19 protein-coding genes are annotated in these 19,400 nt (G+C 68.1%); 10 read left to right on the top strand and 9 right to left on the bottom strand.

Translation table 11 applies throughout. The features are described 5' to 3' along the window. Positions 1-79: 79 nt before the first annotated feature. The 5 genes from PV396_RS19625 (at position 80) to trxA (ending at position 4,906) form a co-directional block, all read left to right on the top strand. Positions 80-1,777, top strand: a complete 1,698-nt coding sequence (locus PV396_RS19625) for a protein kinase family protein (RefSeq protein WP_319206181.1) — start codon at positions 80-82, stop codon at positions 1,775-1,777. A gap of 23 nt (positions 1,778-1,800) precedes the next feature. Continuing rightward, on the top strand, positions 1,801-2,511 hold the full coding sequence (sigM, locus tag PV396_RS19620) for an RNA polymerase sigma factor SigM (RefSeq protein WP_319206178.1): 711 nt from the start codon (positions 1,801-1,803) through the stop codon (positions 2,509-2,511). Beyond that, positions 2,508-3,392: a hypothetical protein gene (locus PV396_RS19615; RefSeq protein WP_319206176.1), complete on the top strand. Its 885-nt coding sequence runs from the start codon at positions 2,508-2,510 to the stop codon at positions 3,390-3,392. The genes sigM and PV396_RS19615 overlap by 4 nt, the downstream gene beginning before the upstream one ends. A 169-nt stretch (positions 3,393-3,561) precedes the next feature. After that, entirely contained in the window at positions 3,562-4,533 is a 972-nt protein-coding gene (gene trxB / locus PV396_RS19610; RefSeq protein ID WP_319206174.1) for a thioredoxin-disulfide reductase, read from the top strand. 43 nt (positions 4,534-4,576) lie between these two features. Continuing rightward, the gene (trxA, locus tag PV396_RS19605) at positions 4,577-4,906 is read left to right on the top strand and encodes a thioredoxin (protein WP_006374396.1); all 330 of its coding nucleotides are present in this window, start codon (positions 4,577-4,579) and stop codon (positions 4,904-4,906) included. A gap of 90 nt (positions 4,907-4,996) precedes the next feature. Here trxA and PV396_RS19600 read toward each other — a convergent pair whose 3' ends face one another. The 9 genes from PV396_RS19600 to rpmH form a co-directional block, all read right to left on the bottom strand. Then, on the bottom strand, positions 4,997-5,614 hold the full coding sequence (locus tag PV396_RS19600; protein WP_319206172.1) for a GNAT family N-acetyltransferase: 618 nt from the start codon (positions 5,612-5,614) through the stop codon (positions 4,997-4,999). A gap of 330 nt (positions 5,615-5,944) precedes the next feature. After that, a complete protein-coding gene (locus PV396_RS19595; protein ID WP_319206170.1) occupies positions 5,945-7,045 on the bottom strand; it encodes a ParB/RepB/Spo0J family partition protein in 1,101 nt (366 codons plus the stop codon). Further along, complete coding sequence (locus PV396_RS19590; RefSeq protein ID WP_319206385.1) at positions 7,042-8,115, bottom strand: ParA family protein; 1,074 nt, start codon at positions 8,113-8,115, stop codon at positions 7,042-7,044. The genes PV396_RS19595 and PV396_RS19590 overlap by 4 nt, the downstream gene beginning before the upstream one ends. Before the next feature lie 296 nt (positions 8,116-8,411). Beyond that, the gene (gene rsmG, locus PV396_RS19585; RefSeq protein WP_319206168.1) at positions 8,412-9,128 is read right to left on the bottom strand and encodes a 16S rRNA (guanine(527)-N(7))-methyltransferase RsmG; all 717 of its coding nucleotides are present in this window, start codon (positions 9,126-9,128) and stop codon (positions 8,412-8,414) included. Positions 9,129-9,310: 182 nt separating this feature from the next. Then, the gene (locus tag PV396_RS19580) at positions 9,311-9,826 is read right to left on the bottom strand and encodes a protein jag (RefSeq protein WP_053745998.1); all 516 of its coding nucleotides are present in this window, start codon (positions 9,824-9,826) and stop codon (positions 9,311-9,313) included. Positions 9,827-9,841: 15 nt separating this feature from the next. After that, a complete protein-coding gene (yidC, locus tag PV396_RS19575) occupies positions 9,842-11,125 on the bottom strand; it encodes a membrane protein insertase YidC (protein WP_319206164.1) in 1,284 nt (427 codons plus the stop codon). Between the two features lie 3 nt (positions 11,126-11,128). After that, on the bottom strand, positions 11,129-11,482 hold the full coding sequence (gene yidD / locus PV396_RS19570) for a membrane protein insertion efficiency factor YidD (RefSeq protein WP_307627715.1): 354 nt from the start codon (positions 11,480-11,482) through the stop codon (positions 11,129-11,131). Next, positions 11,479-11,850 (bottom strand): ribonuclease P protein component, encoded by a 372-nt coding sequence (rnpA, locus tag PV396_RS19565; RefSeq protein WP_319206161.1) that lies wholly within the window; start codon positions 11,848-11,850, stop codon positions 11,479-11,481. The genes yidD and rnpA overlap by 4 nt, the downstream gene beginning before the upstream one ends. A gap of 21 nt (positions 11,851-11,871) precedes the next feature. Next, positions 11,872-12,009: a 50S ribosomal protein L34 gene (rpmH, locus tag PV396_RS19560; RefSeq protein WP_006381191.1), complete on the bottom strand. Its 138-nt coding sequence runs from the start codon at positions 12,007-12,009 to the stop codon at positions 11,872-11,874. Between the two features lie 386 nt (positions 12,010-12,395). On the opposite strand from rpmH, the gene dnaA reads away from it, so the two are divergent. The 5 genes from dnaA to PV396_RS19535 all read left to right on the top strand — a co-directional run bounded on the left by dnaA (position 12,396) and on the right by PV396_RS19535 (position 19,087). Then, positions 12,396-14,291, top strand: coding sequence for a chromosomal replication initiator protein DnaA (gene dnaA, locus PV396_RS19555; RefSeq protein ID WP_319206159.1), 1,896 nt, complete (start codon positions 12,396-12,398; stop codon positions 14,289-14,291). 879 nt (positions 14,292-15,170) lie between these two features. Further along, positions 15,171-16,301, top strand: a complete 1,131-nt coding sequence (gene dnaN / locus PV396_RS19550; RefSeq protein ID WP_319206383.1) for a DNA polymerase III subunit beta — start codon at positions 15,171-15,173, stop codon at positions 16,299-16,301. Between the two features lie 182 nt (positions 16,302-16,483). Next, the gene (gene gnd / locus PV396_RS19545; RefSeq protein ID WP_319206158.1) at positions 16,484-17,359 is read left to right on the top strand and encodes a phosphogluconate dehydrogenase (NAD(+)-dependent, decarboxylating); all 876 of its coding nucleotides are present in this window, start codon (positions 16,484-16,486) and stop codon (positions 17,357-17,359) included. A 52-nt stretch (positions 17,360-17,411) separates the two neighbouring features. Beyond that, the gene (recF, locus tag PV396_RS19540) at positions 17,412-18,533 is read left to right on the top strand and encodes a DNA replication/repair protein RecF (RefSeq protein WP_319206156.1); all 1,122 of its coding nucleotides are present in this window, start codon (positions 17,412-17,414) and stop codon (positions 18,531-18,533) included. After that, positions 18,530-19,087, top strand: a complete 558-nt coding sequence (locus tag PV396_RS19535; RefSeq protein WP_319206154.1) for a DUF721 domain-containing protein — start codon at positions 18,530-18,532, stop codon at positions 19,085-19,087. The genes recF and PV396_RS19535 overlap by 4 nt, the downstream gene beginning before the upstream one ends. Positions 19,088-19,400: the final 313 nt, after the last annotated feature.

Below are 19,400 nucleotides of genomic sequence, written 5' to 3'. Positions count from 1 at the left end.
TCGTGCAGAGCGACGGAGTGTGGGCACAATTGGGTTTGGCGTCGGAGAGCTCGCACAGAATGGGGAGGCAGGAGCGACGGTGGCGGATCGGAGCACGGCTGCCGTCGACGTGGCAGCCAACAGCGGCGACGAGCCGCTGGCCGCGCAGGCGGACGAGTCCACGGCCGACGGCGCGGCCCAGAACCGGGAGCGGGACACGGAGAACGACGAGGCACAGGGGAGCGGCGGGACCGAGAGTCCCGGAAAGGCCTCACCGCCCGAACTGCACAGCGGCCACAAACTCGCCAGGCGCTACCGCCTGGAGGAGTGCGTCACCCGTCTGGACGGATTCAGCAGCTGGCGCGCGGTCGACGAGAAACTTCGTCGCGCCGTCGGCGTGCACATCCTGCCCGCGGACCACTCACGGGCACGTTCCGTGCTGGCCGCGGCCCGCTCCTCGGCGCTGCTCGGCGACCCCCGCTTCGTGCAGGTCCTCGACGCAGTCGAGGAGAACGACCTCGTGTACGTGGTCCACGAGTGGCTGCCCGACGCCACGGAGCTGACCTCGCTCCTGGCCGCCGGCCCACTGGAGCCCCACGACGCCTACCAGATGGTCAGTCAGATCGCCTCCGCCATGGCCGCCGCCCACCGTGAGGGCCTCGCACATCTGCGCCTGACCCCGGGCACCATCCTGCGGAGCTCGTCGGGCCAGTGGCGTGTGCGGGGCCTCGCGGTCAACGCGGCGCTGCGCGGCATCACTTCCGACGCCCCGCAGCGCACCGACACGGAGGCGATCGGCGCCCTGCTGTACGCCTCCCTCACCCAGCGCTGGCCCTACGAGAACGACGCGTACGGCCTGTCCGGCCTGCCCAAGGGCGTCGGTCTCATCCCGCCCGACCAGGTGCGGGCCGGGGTCCACCGCGGCCTGTCCGAGCTCGCGATGCGCGCGCTCGCCAACGACGGTGCCACCGCCTCACGCCACGAGTCCGCGTGCACGACACCCGAGGAACTGGTCAAGGCGATCGGCGAGATGCCCCGCATCCGCCCGCCCGAGCCGGTGTTCACCGCCCCGCCGGACTACCAGCGCACCACGTACCAGCAGGGCTCGTACGGCCGTCAGGCCCCCAACCCGGGCGTCACGCAGCCCTTGCCCACCCCGCCGCCCCCGCTGCAGAGCCGTACCGGCAAGGCCTTGAAGTGGGCCGTGTCGGCGTTGCTGATCGCCGCACTGGGCCTGGGGAGTTGGCAACTGGCGGACGCGCTCATGGACCGGAGCAGCAAGTCCGCGGACACCGACCAGACGCAGACGACGGACGATGGGGACAAGAGCCCGGCGAAGCCTGTCAGCAAGCCCGTCGCCATCGAAGGTGCCCACGATTTCGACCCGTTCGGTTCGGACGGTTCTGAGAACCCAGACGAAATAGACAAGGTTTACGACACCGCTCCGGGCACGTACTGGGAGACGAGCTACTACACAAGCTCCGACTTCGGACGGTTGAAATCAGGTGTCGGAGTCGTCCTCGATCTCGGCAACGTCCAGCAGGTCGGAAAGGTGACTGTCACTTTCGTCGGGAACACCTCTGTCGAACTCCGTGCCGCCTCGGGAGACACCGGTACAGAACCGACGTCTCTCGATGGTTACAACAAGGTGGCCGAAGGTTCGGGCGCGAGTGTGACACTCAAGCCCGGCAAGACCCTCAAGTCCCGCTATCTTCTGGTCTGGCTGACCGATCTGCCGAAACAGGCAGACGACGGCAAGTTCCGCGGCAGGATCGTGGACGTCAAAGTGAGCAGCTGAGAAGTGAAGGGGAAGGAGGTCCGATGGCAGATGGCAACGCATACGGTGACACAAGTGACCAGGACCTCCTTGCCCGGCATGTAGAAGGCGACCCCGACGCCTTCGGTGAGATCGTGCGTCGGCATCGGGACCGGCTCTGGGCGGTGGCCCTGCGCACGCTGGGGGACCGCGAGGAGGCCGCTGACGCCGTCCAGGACGCCCTCGTCTCCGCCTACCGGGCCGCCCATACATTCCGGGGCCAGTCGGCCGTCACGACCTGGTTGCACCGCATCACGGTGAACGCCTGCCTGGACCGCGCCCGCAAAGCCGCCTCTCGCAAGACCTCCCCGGTCGACGACACCGAACGGCTGGAGCAGCTGCTCGAGCCGCACGAGTCGGCGTCGGCCCCCGCCGAGCGCAACGATCTGCACCGCCAGCTCATCGAAGCCCTCGGCACCCTCCCACCGGACCAGCGCGCCGCCCTCGTCCTGGTGGACATGCAGGGGTACCCGGTCGCGGAGGCCGCCCGGGTCCTTGACGTGCCCACCGGGACGGTGAAGAGCCGCTGCGCCCGGGGCAGAGCCAGACTGCTGCCGCTGCTCACCCATCTGCGGCCGGAAAAAACTGGCGACGACAAGGAATCGGGCGACGGACGGAACCGGGCGGAGGGGACATCCGTCCCACCCGCAGCGGGACCAACGGATGCAGGGCCAAACGATTCAGCGGCTGTGAAGGGCGGAGGTGGGCGAACGTGACATCCACGACCGACCCGGCCGGGCACCCGGACGTCACGGAGCTCTCCGACCTCACCGAAGGCCTGCTCACACCATCCCGGACCGCAGACGTACGACGGCATCTGAACGAGTGCATTCTCTGCGCCGACGTGTATGTCTCCCTGGAGGAGATCCGCGGTCTCCTCGGCTCCGTACCGAGCCCTGTGCACATGCCCGACGACGTGGCCGACCGAATCGGCGCGGCGCTCGCCGCCGAGGCCGCGATGCCGGCCGGGGTCCCCGGCGAGATGGAGCACGTCGATGTTTCACGTGAAACATCGACGCCCGCCGACCGACATCCGAGCCGCCCCACGGGCCACGCTCACGCGGCCACCGGGCCGGGACGCAAGGACCGCGCGCAACGTGGGCGACGCCGGACCGTCGTCCTGGGCACCGTCTTCACCGCCGCTGCCCTGGGCATCGGCTCTCTGCTGGTCTCGTCACTGGGAGACGACAACAAGCAGCCCGAGGCCGCGAGCACGTTCGCCGGGCAGAAGATCGAGAGCCAGGTCGCCGAACTACTCAAGGGCACTGACGTAAAGAAGGGTCCCCGGAGCGGAAAACCGTCGGTGGGCATCGAGTCCCACACCGGCGAGCCTGGGACCAATGAACACGAGGGTCTCGTCAAGAGCCTTCCGACAGCGGTGCCCGACTGCGTCATGGAAGGCATCGGCCGGACCGACACGTCGATCATCGGCGTCAAGCAAGGCGCCTACGACGGCACGGACGCCTACCTCGTGGTCCTGCCCGCAGCGGGTGACAGCACTCGGGTCACCGCCTATGTCGTCGACTCGGCCTGTGCGAAACAGCCGTCGACCCCTCCGGGCAAGGTTCTGCTGACGCGGTCCTACGCGCGTTCCTGAGCGCGGACGCTTCGTACTCCTCCCTCCCTGGTGCCCCGTACCGAGCGGCGCCCCTGTGTGCCCGGACACAGCGGGAATGCGGGCCCCGTAGGATCCGTTGGGTGGGGTGAGAGTTCTGAGAGAGGCTCCCACCGGTCGACGAAGCCGTCCAGAAACGAGGAAACACGCCGTGAGCGACGTCCGTAACGTGATCATCATCGGCTCCGGGCCCGCCGGCTACACGGCGGCGCTCTATACCGCACGCGCGTCGCTGAAGCCGCTGGTCTTCGAAGGCGCCGTGACCGCCGGTGGCGCGCTCATGAACACCACTGACGTGGAGAACTACCCCGGCTTCCAGGACGGCATCATGGGCCCCGAGCTCATGGACAACATGCGCGCCCAGTCCGAGCGCTTCGGTGCCGAGCTCGTGGCGGACGACATCGTCGCCGTCGACCTCACGGGTGACATCAAGACCGTCACGGACACCGCGGGCATCGTGCACAAGGCGAAGGCCGTCATCGTCGCCACCGGCTCGCAGCACCGCAAGCTCGGCCTGCCGAACGAGGACGCCTTGTCCGGGCGCGGTGTCTCGTGGTGTGCGACCTGCGACGGCTTCTTCTTCAAGGACCAGGACATCGCCGTGATCGGCGGCGGCGACACCGCGATGGAGGAGGCGACCTTCCTCTCGCGCTTCGCCAAGTCCGTGACGATCGTCCACCGCCGGGACACCCTGCGCGCCTCCAAGACGATGCAGGAGCGCGCCTTCGCCGACCCGAAGATCAAGTTCGTCTGGGACAGCGAGGTCGCCGAGATCCAGGGCGACCCGAAGCTCTCCGGACTGAAGCTGCGGAACCTCAAGACCGGCGAACTGTCCGACCTGGCCGTGACGGGCCTGTTCATCGCAGTCGGCCACGACCCGCGTACCGAACTCTTCAAGGGTCAGCTGGACCTCGACGAAGAGGGCTACCTGAAGGTCGACGCGCCCTCGACCCGGACCAACCTGAGTGGCGTCTTCGGCGCCGGCGACGTGGTTGACCACACCTACCGGCAGGCGATCACCGCCTCCGGCACCGGCTGCGCCTCAGCTCTGGACGCCGAGCGCTTCCTCGCCGCCCTGGCGGACCACGAGGAGCAGGCCGAGCCCGAGAAGACCTCTGTCTGACCCCCATCCGCCCCACCGCAGCATCGAGTTAAGGAGAGCCCCTGTGGCCGGCACCCTGAAGAACGTGACCGACGATTCCTTTGACGAGGACGTCCTCAAGAACGACAAGCCCGTCCTGGTGGACTTCTGGGCCGCCTGGTGCGGACCGTGCCGCCAGATCGCCCCGTCGCTCGAGGCCATCGCCGCTGAGTACGGCGACAAGATCGAGGTCGTCAAGCTCAACATCGACGAGAACCCCGGCATCGCCGCCAAGTACGGCGTGATGTCCATCCCGACCCTGAACGTTTACCAGGGTGGCGAGGTCGCCAAGACCATCGTCGGTGCCAAGCCGAAGGCCGCGATCGTGCGTGACCTTGAGGACTTCATCGGCTAGTCGTCGCAGTGGGCGATGTTTCACGTGAAACATCGAGTGGGCCGACCCGAAAGGGCCGGCCCACTTCTCTTTCCGCACCTGGAGCGGCCCCTAGAGCGGCCGAAGAACCGGTTCCTTCTGCACGGCTCCCAGCAGCCGGTCGAGCGCCAACTCCACGTCTTCCTTCCAGGAGAGGGTCGTCCGCAACTCCAACCGCAGCCGGGGATGCACGGGATGGTGCCGCACCGTCTTGAAGCCCACGGCCAGCAGATGGTCAGCCGGCAGGAGGCAAGCCGGCTCCTTCCAGCGAGCGTCCCCAAAGGCCTCAATCGCCTTGAAGCCCCGGCGCAGCAGGTCCTTGGCGACCGTCTGCACCATCACGCGCCCCAGTCCCTGCCCCTGGTAGCCCGGCATGATGAAGCCGGTCATCAGCTGCACCGCGTCCGGCGAGACCGGGCTCGTGGGAAACGCCGTGGACCGGGGAACGTAGGCCGGAGGGGCGTAGAGCACGAACCCCACCGGATTGTCGTCGACATAGACGACCCGTCCGCAGGAACCCCAGTCGAGCAGCACGGCCGAGATCCACGCTTCCTTCTCCTGCGCGGGTGTTCCCATCTTTACCGCGGCTTCCCCGCTGACGGGGTCCAGCTCCCAGAAGACACACGCGCGACAGCGCTTGGGAAGGTCCTGAAGGTTGTCCAGCGTGAGCGGTACGAGCCGACGCCCCATGAAGGCTGTTCCTCGCTTCCTTCGCCCGCAGCGTCGCGGGCGGCTGTCAGAGCACTCCGTTCCCTGAGCAGACTGCCGACGAACCCGCCGACGGCGCCCAGTCCCAGACCCGCGCTCACCAGTCCGGTGCGGCTCACCGTTCGCATGGACCCCGCCTCCCCAACTCCGAGGTGCTGCCAGGTGGATGCGCCAATACCCAACGCATCGTATCCACGAAGCGAATGCATCGACACCGACTGACAGCAAAGAGCGGGCCGTGTTCCGGTGAGCACCGGAACACGGCCCGCTCTGGAAGCCGATCGAGCGAGAACCGCCCGGCCGACCGAGGACTCAGTCCTCCGAGTCCTCGAAGTCGTCGTCCAGAAGACTCTTCTGGAGGACCGGTCCCTCACCGGGGGCAAGGGAGCTGAGGATGCGCTCAAGGTCTTCCATCGAAGCGAACTCGACGGTGATCTTGCCTTTCTTCTGTCCCAGGTCGACCTTCACCCGCGTCTCGAAACGATCCGAGAGACGGCCGGCGAGATCGTTCAGCGCCGGAGACACCAGGGCACCGGCCCGCGGCCCCTTGGCCCTCGTAGCCGCCTTGGGCCGCGAGCCCATCAGGGTCACGATCTCCTCGACGGCCCGTACCGAAAGCCCCTCGGCCACGATCCGGTGAGCCAGCCTGTCCTGCTCCTCCGAGTCGTCCACGGAGAGAAGCGCCCTGGCGTGCCCGGCGGAGAGGACTCCCGCCGCGACACGGCGCTGCACCGCCGGCGAGAGCTTCAGCAGACGCAGGGTGTTGGAGACCTGGGGACGGGAACGGCCGATCCGGTCCGCCAGCTGATCGTGCGTGCAGTGGAAGTCCTTGAGCAGCTGGTCGTAGGCCGCCGCCTCTTCGAGCGGGTTCAGCTGAGCCCGATGGAGGTTCTCCAGCAGCGCGTCCAGGAGAAGCTTCTCGTCATCCGTGGCCCGCACGATCGCGGGAATCGCCTCCAGGCCCGCTTCACGGCAGGCCCGCCAGCGCCGCTCGCCCATGATGAGCTCGTAGCTGACCGGACCCACCTGCCGCACCACGACGGGCTGGAGGAGACCGACCTCCTTGATCGACGTGACCAGCTCCGCCAGCGCGTCCTCGTCGAACACATCACGCGGCTGTCGCGGGTTCGGCGTGATGGAGTCAAGGGGAAGCTCGGCGAAATGGGCCCCGATGGGAGGCGCCGGGGCCTCCCCGAACTCGTTCGCGTAGGGATCCTCTGTTTCACGTGAAACAGTCGGCAGCGTGGCCACCTTCGCCGCGGCCACTCCACGCTCGGCCGTGAGTACGGGAACCGCAGCCGGTGAGGTGGAGGCGCCGCCTCCCATCGCCGGTGGCGTCGGCCTGTCTCCGGTCGGTGCCGCTGGGATCAGTGCGCCGAGACCACGGCCCAACCCCCTCCGTCGCTCGCTCACTGGATACCCTCCACGATGCTCTGTTCGCTCTGTGCGCCGATAGGGGCGTGCTGCGCGTCATAGCTGACGCCGACACCCTTCAGCGCGATTTCCCGGGCCGCCTCAAGGTAGGACAGGGCCCCACTCGATCCTGGATCGTAGGTGAGCACCGTCTGTCCATAGCTCGGCGCCTCCGAGATACGGACCGAGCGCGGAATGCTCGTCCGCAGCACCTCGTCGCCGAAGTGGTTGCGCACCTCGTCCGCGACCTGGGACGCGAGGCGCGTCCGGCCGTCGTACATGGTGAGCAGGATCGTCGTCACCTGCAGGTCCCGGTTGAGGTGTGCCCGCACCAGATCGACGTTGCGCAGCAGCTGGCCGAGGCCTTCCAGCGCGTAGTACTCGCACTGGATCGGGATGAGCACCTCGGCACCGGCAACGAGCGCGTTGACCGTCAACAGACCCAGCGAGGGCGGACAGTCGATGAGGATGTAGTCCAGGGGCTGCTCGTACGCCTGGATCGCGCGCTCGAGCCGGCTCTCACGCGCCACCAGTGACACCAGCTCGATCTCCGCACCGGCGAGATCGATGGTGGCGGGTGCGCAGAAGAGGCCCTCGACGTCGGGGACCGGCTGAACGACTTCCGAGAGTGGCCTGCTGTCGATCAACACGTCATAGATGGAAGGAACATCGGCGTGATGGTCGATTCCCAGTGCCGTGGAAGCGTTGCCCTGAGGGTCGAGGTCCACGACCAGGACGCGGGCCCCGTGCAGGGCCAGCGAGGCGGCGAGGTTGACGGTTGTCGTCGTCTTCCCCACTCCGCCCTTCTGGTTGGCGACCACCATGACACGGGTCCGCTCCGGCCGTGGCAGGCCTTCGCCGGCCCGCCCCAGAGCCTCCACCGCCAGTTGGGCAGCACGACCAATGGGAGTGTCGTCCATCGGGGGCGGTGTTTCACGTGAAACATCCGCCCCGATCGACTCGGTTCGGGGACCGGGGACCGGATCGGTCATCGGTCCCGCGATGTTGGCGTTGGACCGCAAGGATTCACTCTCCTCGACTTCAGGCTCGCAATGAACAGAGCCTGCCATGTCTTCGGGGTCGTGAACCAGTGAGGCCTGGGGTTCTGTGGAGAAATCCACCTCTGTGGACAACTCCGTTACCTCTGCGGGTGAACCGAGAGGCTTTCGGTCGCGGGGTGCGGCCGCGGCCCGGCCGCGACTGATAATGCCGTGCAGCAGTGAGCGACGTTTCACGTGAAACAAGATGCCCAGCCGTGAGCTACCCGGCGGCGCGACACTCCGAGATGTGTAGGTTTGACAGCTTGTGTGGAGTACGGCTCTTCGTCAGGACGGATCAACGAACGAGACGCCATCGATGCGGACGATCAGCGCCGCCGCCGTGCCCGCCCGGTCCGGGCAGCCTTGGCCCGCTTCGCCGCGAACCGCACTCCGCCCGGACTCTCCCCCACCTCGACCCGCACGACGGTGGACAGCGGGTCCACCACGCCCTCGCCGACCTGCAGGATGGACGTCTCGACCGCCCCGAGCTTGCTCAGCGCGGTAGCCGAAGCCTTCAGCTCCTCCTCCGCCGTGTCCCCCTTGAGGGCGAGCATCTCCCCGTACGGACGCAGCAGCGGGATGCCCCAGGTGGCCAGACGGTCCAGCGGCGCCACGGCACGGGCTGTCACCACATGCACCGGCTGAAGCGACCCCATGACCTCCTCCGCACGGCCACGGACGACCGTCACATGGTTCAGGCCCAGCAGCTCCACGACCTCGCTGAGGAAATTGGTCCGGCGCAGCAGCGGTTCGAGCAGCGTGATCTTCAGGTCCTCCCGGACCAGCGCCAGCGGAATACCGGGCAGACCCGCGCCCGAGCCGACATCGCACACCGTCACGTTCTCCGGCACGACCTCGGAGAGCACCGCACAGTTCAACAGGTGCCGCTCCCACAGGCGGGGCACTTCGCGTGGGCCGATCAGACCGCGCTGCACACCCGCCTCGGCAAGCAGTTCCGCGTATCGGACCGCGTCCGCGAAGCGATCGCCGAACACCTGACGCGCCTGCTCGGGCGCCGGGGGGAGCTCCGCTGCCTCCGTCACGGGGGACCGTCCTTCCGTACCGCATGAGCGCACTGGGCGCTGATCACCAGGACTATCAGGGGACTGGAGCTGTCGAGGACCGCAGGGGGACGAACCGGGGACCAACAGCTGCCGGGAACCACAGGCTGACAAAGTTCGGCCCCGTCTGCGCTACAGACGGGGCCGAGGGACGTACGTACCGATCAGGCGGGAAGGACGACGACGAAGCGCTGGGGCTCCTCGCCCTCGGACTCGCTGCGCAGACCGGCGGCCTTGACCGCGTCGTGCACGACCTTGCGCTCGAACGGCGTCATCGGCTTCATCTTGACGGGCTCGCCGGAACTCTTGACCTCGGCCGCGGCCTTGGCACCCAGTTCCGAGAGCTCCTCGCGCTTCTTGGCGCGGTAGCCGGCGATGTCGAGCATCAGCCGGCTGCGGTCCCCGGTCTCCCGGTTCACGGCAAGGCGCGTGAGCTCCTGGAGGGCCTCCAGCACCTCGCCGTCCCGGCCGACCAGCTTCTGCAGGTCGCGGCTGCCCGCGTCGCTGATGATCGAGACAGCGGCGCGGTCGGCCTCGACATCCATGTCGATGTCACCGTCGAGGTCGGCGATGTCGAGCAGACCCTCGAGGTAGTCCGCCGCGATCTCGCCCTCCTGCTCCAGGCGAGACAGGGTGTCGACACCCTCGGCTGCGGCGGAGGTGGTGGTGCCTTCCGTCACGGGATGGGCTCCTTCTTACTTCTTGGACGGGGACTTGGGACGCTGCGGGCCCTTGCGCTGTCCGGACTGGGCCTTGCTGCGGGTGCCGGAACCGGACTTGGAGGCGGTCTGCTTGGCGGCCCCTCCGGCCGGCTTGGCGTCCTCGGGCTTGTCGGACTTGACCAGCGACGTCGTGGGCTCGTCCGGCTCGGAACCGCCCGCGGGCTTGGCACCCGACTGACGCTGGGACTTGCTCTGGCGCTTGGGCTGCTGGCGCTTGGCGGTACCGGTGACAGGCGTACCGTCCTCGGTCTCGGTGACCTCCGGGTTCACGCCCTTCGTCACCGTGCCGTCGGGCTGGGCCGCCAGGCCCGCCTTGTTCAGACCGTTGATGAACTTGCGCTCGAACTCGTTGCGGTCGCGGCCCTTGGCGACGATGGCCTTGACGATGGCGCGCTCACCGCGGCTGCGGGTCTTGCCGTGGTGCGTGACGTGCTTGTGCAGGCGCTCCAGGTAGGCGGCCTGCGCCTTGCTGCCCGGCGTCGGGTTGTTGCGGATGACGTACATCTGCTGGCCCATGGTCCACACGTTGGTGGTCAGCCAGTAGACGAGGACACCGACCGGGAAGTTGATACCGAAGACGGCGAACATGATCGGGAAGACGTACATCAGCATCTTCTGCTGCTGCATGAACGGTGTCTTCACCGTGGTGTCGACGTTCTTCGTCATCAGCTGGCGCTGCGTGTAGAACTGCGACGCCGACATCAGGACGATCATGACGGCCGTGACGACGCGGACATCGGTGATGGAGGCACCGAGCGCCTCCACCTTCGACGCGCTCTCGGTGAACTTCGAGGCCAGCGGAGCACCGAAGATGTGGGCCTTGCGCGCGCTCTCCAGCAGCTCGGTGTTGATGACGCCGATCTTGTCGCCCGACGCGATGCCGTTGAGCACGTGGTACAGGGCGAAGAAGAACGGCGACTGCGCCAGGATGGGAAGGCACGAGGAGAGCGGGTTGGTGCCCGTCTCCTTGTACAGCTTCATCATCTCTTCGGACTGGCGCTGCTTGTCGTTCTTGTAGCGCTCCTGGATCTTCTTCATCTCGGGCTGCAGCGTCTGCATGGCCCGGGTCGCCTTGATCTGCTTCACGAAGAGCGGGATCAGACAGATGCGGATCAGGATCACCAGGGACACGATGGACAAGCCCCAGGCCCACCCCGTGTCGTCGCCGAAGATCGCGCCGTACACCGTGTGGAACTGGACGATGACCCAGGAAACGGGTGTCGTGATGAAGCTGAAAATGCTGGCAATCGTGTCCACTAATCATGCTCCTTGGACATGGGACGGGGTCTCGGCGGCCGGGCTCGAAGGATTCTGCCCCTCGATGGCCGCGCCGGCGGCGGAGGTCCCGCCCTTGCGTGCACGCCAGGTGTTGCGCAGCATTTCGTGCCACCGCGGACGCTTGCGCGGCGGGACGTGGTCCACCCCGCCCAGCGACCACGGATTGCACCGCAGAATGCGCCAACCGGTGAGTGCCGTTCCCTTGACCGCACCGTGCCGGTCGATGGCCGTATAGCCGTAGTGGGAGCACGACGGGTAGTACTTGCACACAGGCCCGAGCAGCGGACTGATCGTCCACTGGTACAGCTTGATCAGAGCCAGCAGCGGGTACTTCATCGCGCGCCCCCTCCCAGCAGCCGCTGCAGAGCGGCGTCCAGGTCTCGGGCCAGCTGTGCATGGTCGGCATCGCCCGCACCGGGCAACGCTCGTACGACTACCAGGCTACCGGGGGGCAGCTCGGCGACTCGGTCCCGCATCAGATGGCGAAGCCTGCGCTTCACCTTCGTACGGACGACCGCACCGCCCACTGCCTTGCTGACGACGAAACCCGCACGCGTCGGGGGAGCGCTCTCCCCAGGCGCGTGCGGGTCCGTGGTACCGCTACGAAGATGGACGACGAGGAGCGGGCGGCCGGCCCGGCGACCCCGTCGTACCGCGGTCGCGAATTCCTCGCGCCGCCTCAGCCGATGCTCGGTAGGCAGCACGACGTCATGACCTGATCAGGATCAGGCGGACAGGCTCGCGCGACCCTTGCCACGGCGGTTCGCGAGAATCGCGCGACCGGCACGGGTACGCATCCGCAGGCGGAAGCCATGGGTCTTCGCGCGGCGACGGTTGTTCGGCTGGAAGGTGCGCTTGCTCACTCGGGGGCTCCAGAAAGAATCGGTAGGTACCGGGGTGCCGTCTTGGCTGTCACCGTGCGCCCACGAGTAGCTCGCTTACGCCCGAGTGCACCGCTACCGATCACTGGAAGGTGCCCTGGTAGGAGCACTGTCGTGATCTATGCCCATCGGAGGCAGGCGGCAGCAGCCATCGACAACTCGACCTGGTCACGGTACGCGGGGCTACGCCATCCGGTCAAACCAGCACCCAGGGCGAGACACTGTCCACAGGCTGGGGACAACAACTTGAACCGCACCCGTCGCCCTGACTACCGTGGCCGGACTCCCATCCGCCCGTTCCACCCGAAGTACATCCCGATACGTCCCAGAACCACACGTTCGTGGGACCCCGTGAGAGAGCGTGCCCTGTGGCTGACGTACCTGCCGATCTTGCCGCAGTGTGGCCACGAGTGCTGGAACATCTCCTCGGCGAAGGGCGTGGACAGGGCGTCGAGGTCAAGGACGAGCGCTGGATCAGGCGCTGCCAGCCGCTGGCCCTGGTCGCGGACACCGCACTGCTCGCCGTACCGAACGAATTTGCGAAAGGCGTGCTCGAAGGCCGCCTCGCACCGATCGTCAGCGAAACCCTCAGCCGTGAGTGCGGGCGCCCGATCCGCATCGCGATCACCGTGGACGACTCCGTCGGCGAGCCCATGCCGCCCACCCCCTCCGTCCCGCAGCAGTCGCGCTACGAGGAGCCCGACCTCCCGCCCACCCGCGACCAGTACCAGGGGTACGGCCGCCACCGCGCCGACGACCACCCCCAGCCGCGCGACGGCCAGCAGCCCTCCCACACGGACCAGCTGCCGACCGCCCGCCCCGCCTACCCCTCCGAGTACCAGCGCCCCGAACCGGGCGCCTGGCCCCGGCCGACCCAGGACGACTACGGCTGGCAGCAGCCCCGCCTCGGCTTCCCGGAGCGCGACCCGTACGCGTCGCCGTCCTCGGACTACCGCCCGCAGCCACCACGCGACCGCTCGCCGTACGAACAACAGCGTCCCGAGTACGACCAGCCGCGCTCCGAGTACGAACCGCAGCGCGGCGACTACGGACAGCAGCGCTCGGAGTACGAGCAGCGCGACGGCCGCCGCGACCTGCCGGAATCCCCGTCGGTCGGCGGCCACGCACACCGCGGCGGGCCCTCGGGCCCCGGCGGCTCCGTACGACCCGGCGGCGGCGCCCCCGGCTCGCCGGCTTCCCGGCAGACCCCGGCACCCGGGCCCGGTGAACCCACCGCACGCCTGAACCCCAAGTACCTGTTCGACACCTTTGTCATCGGGGCGTCGAACCGTTTCGCCCACGCGGCCGCCGTCGCCGTCGCCGAGGCACCCGCGAAGGCATACAACCCGCTCTTCATCTACGGGGAGTCGGGCCTCGGCAAGACCCACCTGCTGCACGCGATCGGACACTACGCGCGCAGCCTCTACCCCGGCACGCGCGTGCGATATGTGAGCTCGGAGGAGTTCACCAACGAGTTCATCAACTCCATCCGCGACGGCAAGGGCGACAGTTTCCGCAAGCGCTACCGCGAGATGGACATCCTGCTCGTCGACGACATCCAGTTCCTCGCGGACAAGGAGTCGACGCAGGAGGAGTTCTTCCACACCTTCAACACGCTCCACAACGCCAACAAGCAGATCGTGCTGTCCAGCGACCGGCCGCCGAAGCAGCTGGTCACCCTGGAGGACCGGCTGCGGAACCGTTTCGAGTGGGGTCTGATCACCGACGTCCAGCCACCCGAGCTGGAGACCCGCATCGCCATCCTCCGTAAGAAGGCGGTCCAGGAGCAGCTCAACGCCCCGCCGGAGGTCCTCGAGTTCATCGCCTCCCGCATCTCGCGCAACATCCGCGAGCTGGAGGGGGCGCTGATCCGGGTGACGGCGTTCGCGTCGCTCAACCGGCAGCCGGTGGACCTCGGCCTGACCGAGATCGTCCTCAAGGACCTGATCCCGGGCGGCGAGGACTCGACCCCCGAGATCACCGCGCCGGCCATCATGGCGGCCACGGCCGACTACTTCGGCCTCACGGTCGAGGACCTGTGCGGCAGCTCACGCGGCCGCCAGCTGGTGACGGCCCGCCAGATCGCCATGTACCTGTGCCGCGAGCTCACGGACCTCTCGCTGCCGAAGATCGGGGCGCAGTTCGGCGGCCGCGACCACACGACCGTCATGCACGCCGACCGCAAGATCCGCGCGCTGATGGCTGAGCGCCGCTCCATCTACAACCAGGTCACCGAGCTGACCAACCGCATCAAGAACGGCTGACAGCGGCCGAGTCACGGCACAGAGGGCGCCCCGGGACGAGTTCCCGAGGGCGCCTTCGCCGTTTCCGGCGCCCATCGGCCGTTGCCCGGCCGCAACCCCCTGTTCGAATGCCGTCGGGGTTACGGCCTCCCTCCACAGATTCGCTGACTTTCTCGCGTCCACACCCTGGGGACCGCGAAGTTGTCCAGACTGTGTCCACAGGCCGTGCTGGTGATAGATCATCAGACCAGGTCAACTGGCTGTGGATCGGTGGACAGAAGATCTCCACAGCCTGTGGACAAGAAATTGATCCACAGGCTGTGCACGGAGTTGTCCACCGGCGGCCCACAGGCTGGGCCCCGTTGTCCCCAACGATCACCAGCTTCTCCACAGCTCTGTCCACTGTTCGGCAACACGACGCGCCTCCTCACCGAACCGAGTGAAAGCCGTCACACCAAGCTGCCAGGTTGGGCTGTGGGAAAGATGGGTAAAGCTGGGGACGGCCCTGGGGAGAAGTACCCCTCGTCTGTGCATGGGGTGTGCAGAACTTTCTGTTCTCCACAGAGACGGTGAGTTGTCCACCGCCTCCACCCACAGGCTCTGTGCACAAAATCTCGCGCCTGAGCTGCGAAAACGGGGTTATCCACGGTATCCACAGCCCCTACTACTACTGACAACTAGAGAGAGCTGGATATCCGTTTCGAAGTGGGTCCTGTGCACAACTCGCTCTCGGGAGCCCGACCGCCCCTCGTCACGACTTGACCCCGACAGGCACCTACTGTCAGTGCCGTGCGTCAGACTGTTCCCGGTGTCCTTCCCAGCACGGGGACCGACGACACCGAGACAGACGACGAAGCCAGGCAGGCCGAGAAGCGCCGGCAACAGCAGGAGGCGGCAACAGTGAAGATCCGGGTGGAACGCGACGTACTCGCGGAGGCAGTTGCCTGGGCGGCGCGCAGCCTCCCGGCCCGTCCGCCGGCCCCTGTCCTCGCCGGACTCCTGCTGAAGGCCGAGGACGGCCAGCTGAGCCTGTCGAGCTTCGACTACGAGGTCTCCGCGCGGGTCTCGGTGGAGGCCGAGGTCGAGGAGGTGGGCACGGTCCTGGTGTCCGGCCGGCTCCTCGCCGACATCTGCCGCGCCCTGCCCAACCGCCCGGTGGAGATTTCCACAGACGGTGTACGGGCGACCGTGGTGTGCGGCTCCTCCCGCTTCACCCTGCACACACTGCCTGTGGAGGAGTACCCGGCGCTGCCGCAGATGCCGACCGCGACCGGCACGGTGCCCGGTGAGGTCTTCGCGTCCGCCGCCGCCCAGGTGGCCATCGCGGCCGGCCGTGACGACACGCTGCCCGTCCTGACCGGTGTGCGCATCGAGATCGAGGGCGACACGGTGACGCTGGCGTCAACCGACCGCTACCGCTTCGCGGTCCGCGAGTTCCTGTGGAAGCCGGAGAACCCGGACGCGTCCGCGGTGGCCCTGGTGCCCGCCAAGACGCTCCTGGACACCGCCAAGGCGCTCACGAGCGGCGACAGCGTGATCCTGGCGCTGTCCGGCTCGGGCGCGGGCGAGGGCCTCATCGGTTTCGAGGGCGCCGGCCGTCGTACGACGACGCGCCTGCTGGAGGGCGACCTCCCGAAGTACCGCTCGCTGTTCCCGACGGAGTTCAACTCCATCGCCGTGATCGAGACCGCCCCCTTCGTGGAGGCCGTCAAGCGTGTGGCCCTGGTGGCCGAGCGGAACACCCCGGTGCGGCTCAGCTTCGAGCAGGGTGTGCTGATCCTGGAGGCCGGTTCCAGCGACGACGCACAGGCTGTGGAAAGGGTGGACGCCCAGCTGGAGGGTGACGACGTCTCGATCGCCTTCAACCCGACGTTCCTGCTGGACGGCCTGAGCGCGATCGACTCCCCGGTGGCGCAGCTTTCCTTCACGACGTCCACGAAGCCCGCGCTGCTCAGCGGCAAGCCGGCCGTCGACGCCGAGGCGGACGAGGCGTACAAGTACCTGATCATGCCGGTGCGCCTCAGCGGCTGAGTGCCCGAGTGCGCCCGAGCTGTTTCGAACAGCTGATCGCCTCCGAAGGAAACGCCGCAGGTGGGGGCATACGTTTGAGCGCGTATGCCCACAGGTGTGCATGAGCGTCCGGGTTTAGGCTCGGACGTGGGCACGAGCAACAGGAGTGCCCTCATGCCACGTCGCAACCTAAGGAACAACTGATGGAGCTCGGTCTCGTCGGCCTCGGCAAGATGGGCGGCAACATGCGCGAGCGGATCCGCCGCGCAGGTCTCACCGTCATCGGATACGACCGCAACCCGGACGTCGCCGATGTCCACAGCCTCAAGGAGCTTGTGGAAGGGCTCAGCGCCCCGCGCGTCGTGTGGGTGATGGTCCCGGCCGGCGCGCCGACCCAGTCCACCGTCGACGAGCTCGCCGAGCTCCTGGAGCCCGGTGACGTCGTCGTGGACGGCGGCAACTCGCGCTGGACGGACGACGAGAAGCACGCCGAGGAGCTCGCGGCCAAGGGCATAGGTTTCGTCGACTGCGGTGTCTCGGGCGGCGTCTGGGGCCTGGAGAACGGCTATGCGCTGATGTACGGCGGCGACGCCGAGCACATCGCGAAGGTGCAGCCGGTCTTCGACGCCCTCAAGCCCAAGGGCGAGTTCGGCGCGGTGCACGCGGGCAAGGTGGGCTCGGGGCACTTCTCGAAGATGGTCCACAACGGCATCGAGTACGCGATGATGCAGGCCTACGCCGAGGGCTGGGAGCTGCTGGAGAAGGTCGACTCCGTCACCGACGTGCGCGAGGTCTTCCGGTCCTGGCAGGAGGGCACCGTCATCCGTTCCTGGCTGCTCGACCTGGCGGTGAACGCTCTCGACGAGGACGAGCACCTGGACAGGCTGCGCGGGTTCGCGGCGGACTCCGGGGAGGGCCGCTGGACGGTGGAGGCCGCGATCGACCACTCCGTTCCGCTGCCCGCGATCACCGCGTCGCTGTTCGCGCGGTTCGCGTCCCGGCAGGACGACTCCCCGCAGATGAAGATGATCGCGGCGCTGCGCAACCAGTTCGGCGGCCACGCGGTCGAGGCGAAGTAATCCACAGGGCCGCTTCCGCGGTCCACAAGTGCGGGGGAGGTCGGCGGCGACCATGCACGTCACCCATCTGTCGCTGGCCGACTTCCGCTCGTACGCCCGGGTCGAGGTTCCGCTCGAGCCGGGCGTCACCGCGTTCGTGGGGCCCAACGGGCAGGGCAAGACCAACCTGGTGGAGGCGGTCGGCTATCTCGCCACGCTGGGCAGCCACCGGGTCTCCTCGGACGCGCCCCTGGTCCGCATGGGCGCCGACCGGGCGATCATCCGGGCACAGGTCAGGCAGGGCGGGCGGCAGCAGCTGGTCGAACTGGAGCTGAACCCCGGCCGGGCCAACCGGGCCCGCATCAACAGGTCGTCGCAGGTCAGACCTCGTGACGTGCTGGGGATCGTACGGACGGTGCTGTTCGCGCCCGAGGATCTCGCCCTGGTGAAGGGCGACCCGGGTGAGCGGCGGCGGTTCCTCGACGAGTTGATCACTGCGCGCTCGCCGCGGATGGCGGGCGTGCGCTCCGACTACGACCGGGTCCTCAAGCAGCGCAACACGCTTCTGAAGTCGGCCGCGCTGGCCAGGCGGCACGGCGGGCGCACGATGGATCTGTCGACGCTCGACGTGTGGGACCAGCATCTCGCGCGCGTGGGGGCGGAGTTGCTGGCCCAGCGGCTCGACCTGATCGCGGCGATCCAGCCGCTGGCCGACAAGGCGTACGAGCAACTGGCGCCCGGCGGTGGTCCGGTGGCCCTGGAGTACAAGCCGTCGGCGCCGGGTGAGGCGCACGCGCGCGAGGAGCTGTACGAGCAGCTGATGGGGGCGCTGGCCGAGGTGCGCAAGCAGGAGATCGAGCGGGGGGTCACCCTGGTGGGGCCGCATCGGGACGATCTGCATCTCAAGCTCGGCTCGCTGCCCGCCAAGGGGTACGCGTCGCACGGTGAGTCGTGGTCGTACGCGCTGGCGTTGCGGCTGGCCTCGTACGATCTGTTGAGGGCCGAGGGGAACGAGCCGGTGCTGGTTCTCGACGATGTGTTCGCGGAACTGGACACCCGGCGCCGGGAGCGGTTGGCGGAGCTGGTGGCGCCGGGCGAGCAGGTGCTGGTGACGGCCGCGGTCGAGGACGACGTACCGCATGTCCTGGCGGGGACGCGGTATTCGGTGTCGGACGGGGCGGTGGAGTGCGCATGACGGCCGACCGGGCCGCGTCCGGGGAGAGCCCGGAGGTATCCCCGAGGCCGATCCCCGAGCCCTCCGGGGTGGATCTCGCGCGTGTGGCGCTGCGGGCGGCGAAGGACGCGGCACGCGCGCGTGGGGACGGGGCCCAGCAGAAGCGGCAGCCGCGGCGCGGGGGAGGTCCGCGCTCCTCGGGGGGCGACGGGCGTGACCCGATGGCGCTCGGTGCGGCGATCAACCGGTTGGTCACGGAGCGCGGGTGGGAGGCGCCGGCCGCGGTGGGCGGGGTGATGGGCCGGTGGCCGCAGCTCGTCGGGGACGACCTGGCCAAGCACTGTGAGCCGGAGTCGTACGACGAGGACGAGCGGGTGCTGACCGTGCGCTGCGACTCGACGGCGTGGGCGACGAATGTGCGGCTGCTCGCGCCGCAGTTGGTGGCACGGTTGAACGAGGACCTGGGGCAGGGCCGGGTGCGGTTCCTCAAGGTGCTCGGTCCGGGTGGTCCGGCCCGTCGGTTCGGCCCGTTGCGGGCGCCCGGGAGCACGGGTCCCGGGGACACCTACGGGTGAGCCGCGGCACTCCTGGTGGGTGAGGTGTGTCACATGCAAAGCGGGCCGGGGGCGGGTCGCCTACGGTGCGCGCGTTCGCGAATCCGTACGTGACTCCCCGGTAGCCAAGGGTTGACACCCGGAAGCGCTGAGTGCCTCTCCAAGCCTCTTGGAGCCCTGCTCCGCATATGGGGACTCGGGAGAGACCGGTTGAGGGCGGCACATGCGGACTCAGGTACCGGCAAACCCCCATCACTGTCGGCGCTACCGGTAGACTGGAAGCTAATCCCGCCCCATTGGAGGGGATCACCGGGAAATGGTGTGCACCGCTGAC

The sequence above is a fragment of the Streptomyces sp. ME02-8801-2C genome (assembly GCF_033793965.1).
Classification (GTDB): domain Bacteria; phylum Actinomycetota; class Actinomycetes; order Streptomycetales; family Streptomycetaceae; genus Streptomyces.
Note: the sequence above shows the minus strand (reverse complement) of the source record. Positions and strands in the feature narration are given on the sequence as shown.

Coding starts and splice junctions, on each gene's coding strand:
- sigM (WP_319206178.1), top strand. CDS start 1,801: ATGGCAGATGGCAACGCATACGGTGACACAAGTGACCAGGACCTCCTT.
- yidD (WP_307627715.1), bottom strand. CDS start 11,482: ATGAAGTACCCGCTGCTGGCTCTGATCAAGCTGTACCAGTGGACGATC.
- gnd (WP_319206158.1), top strand. CDS start 16,484: ATGGAGCTCGGTCTCGTCGGCCTCGGCAAGATGGGCGGCAACATGCGC.
- PV396_RS19535 (WP_319206154.1), top strand. CDS start 18,530: ATGACGGCCGACCGGGCCGCGTCCGGGGAGAGCCCGGAGGTATCCCCG.
- PV396_RS19600 (WP_319206172.1), bottom strand. CDS start 5,614: ATGGGGCGTCGGCTCGTACCGCTCACGCTGGACAACCTTCAGGACCTT.
- PV396_RS19590 (WP_319206385.1), bottom strand. CDS start 8,115: ATGGCAGGCTCTGTTCATTGCGAGCCTGAAGTCGAGGAGAGTGAATCC.
- recF (WP_319206156.1), top strand. CDS start 17,412: ATGCACGTCACCCATCTGTCGCTGGCCGACTTCCGCTCGTACGCCCGG.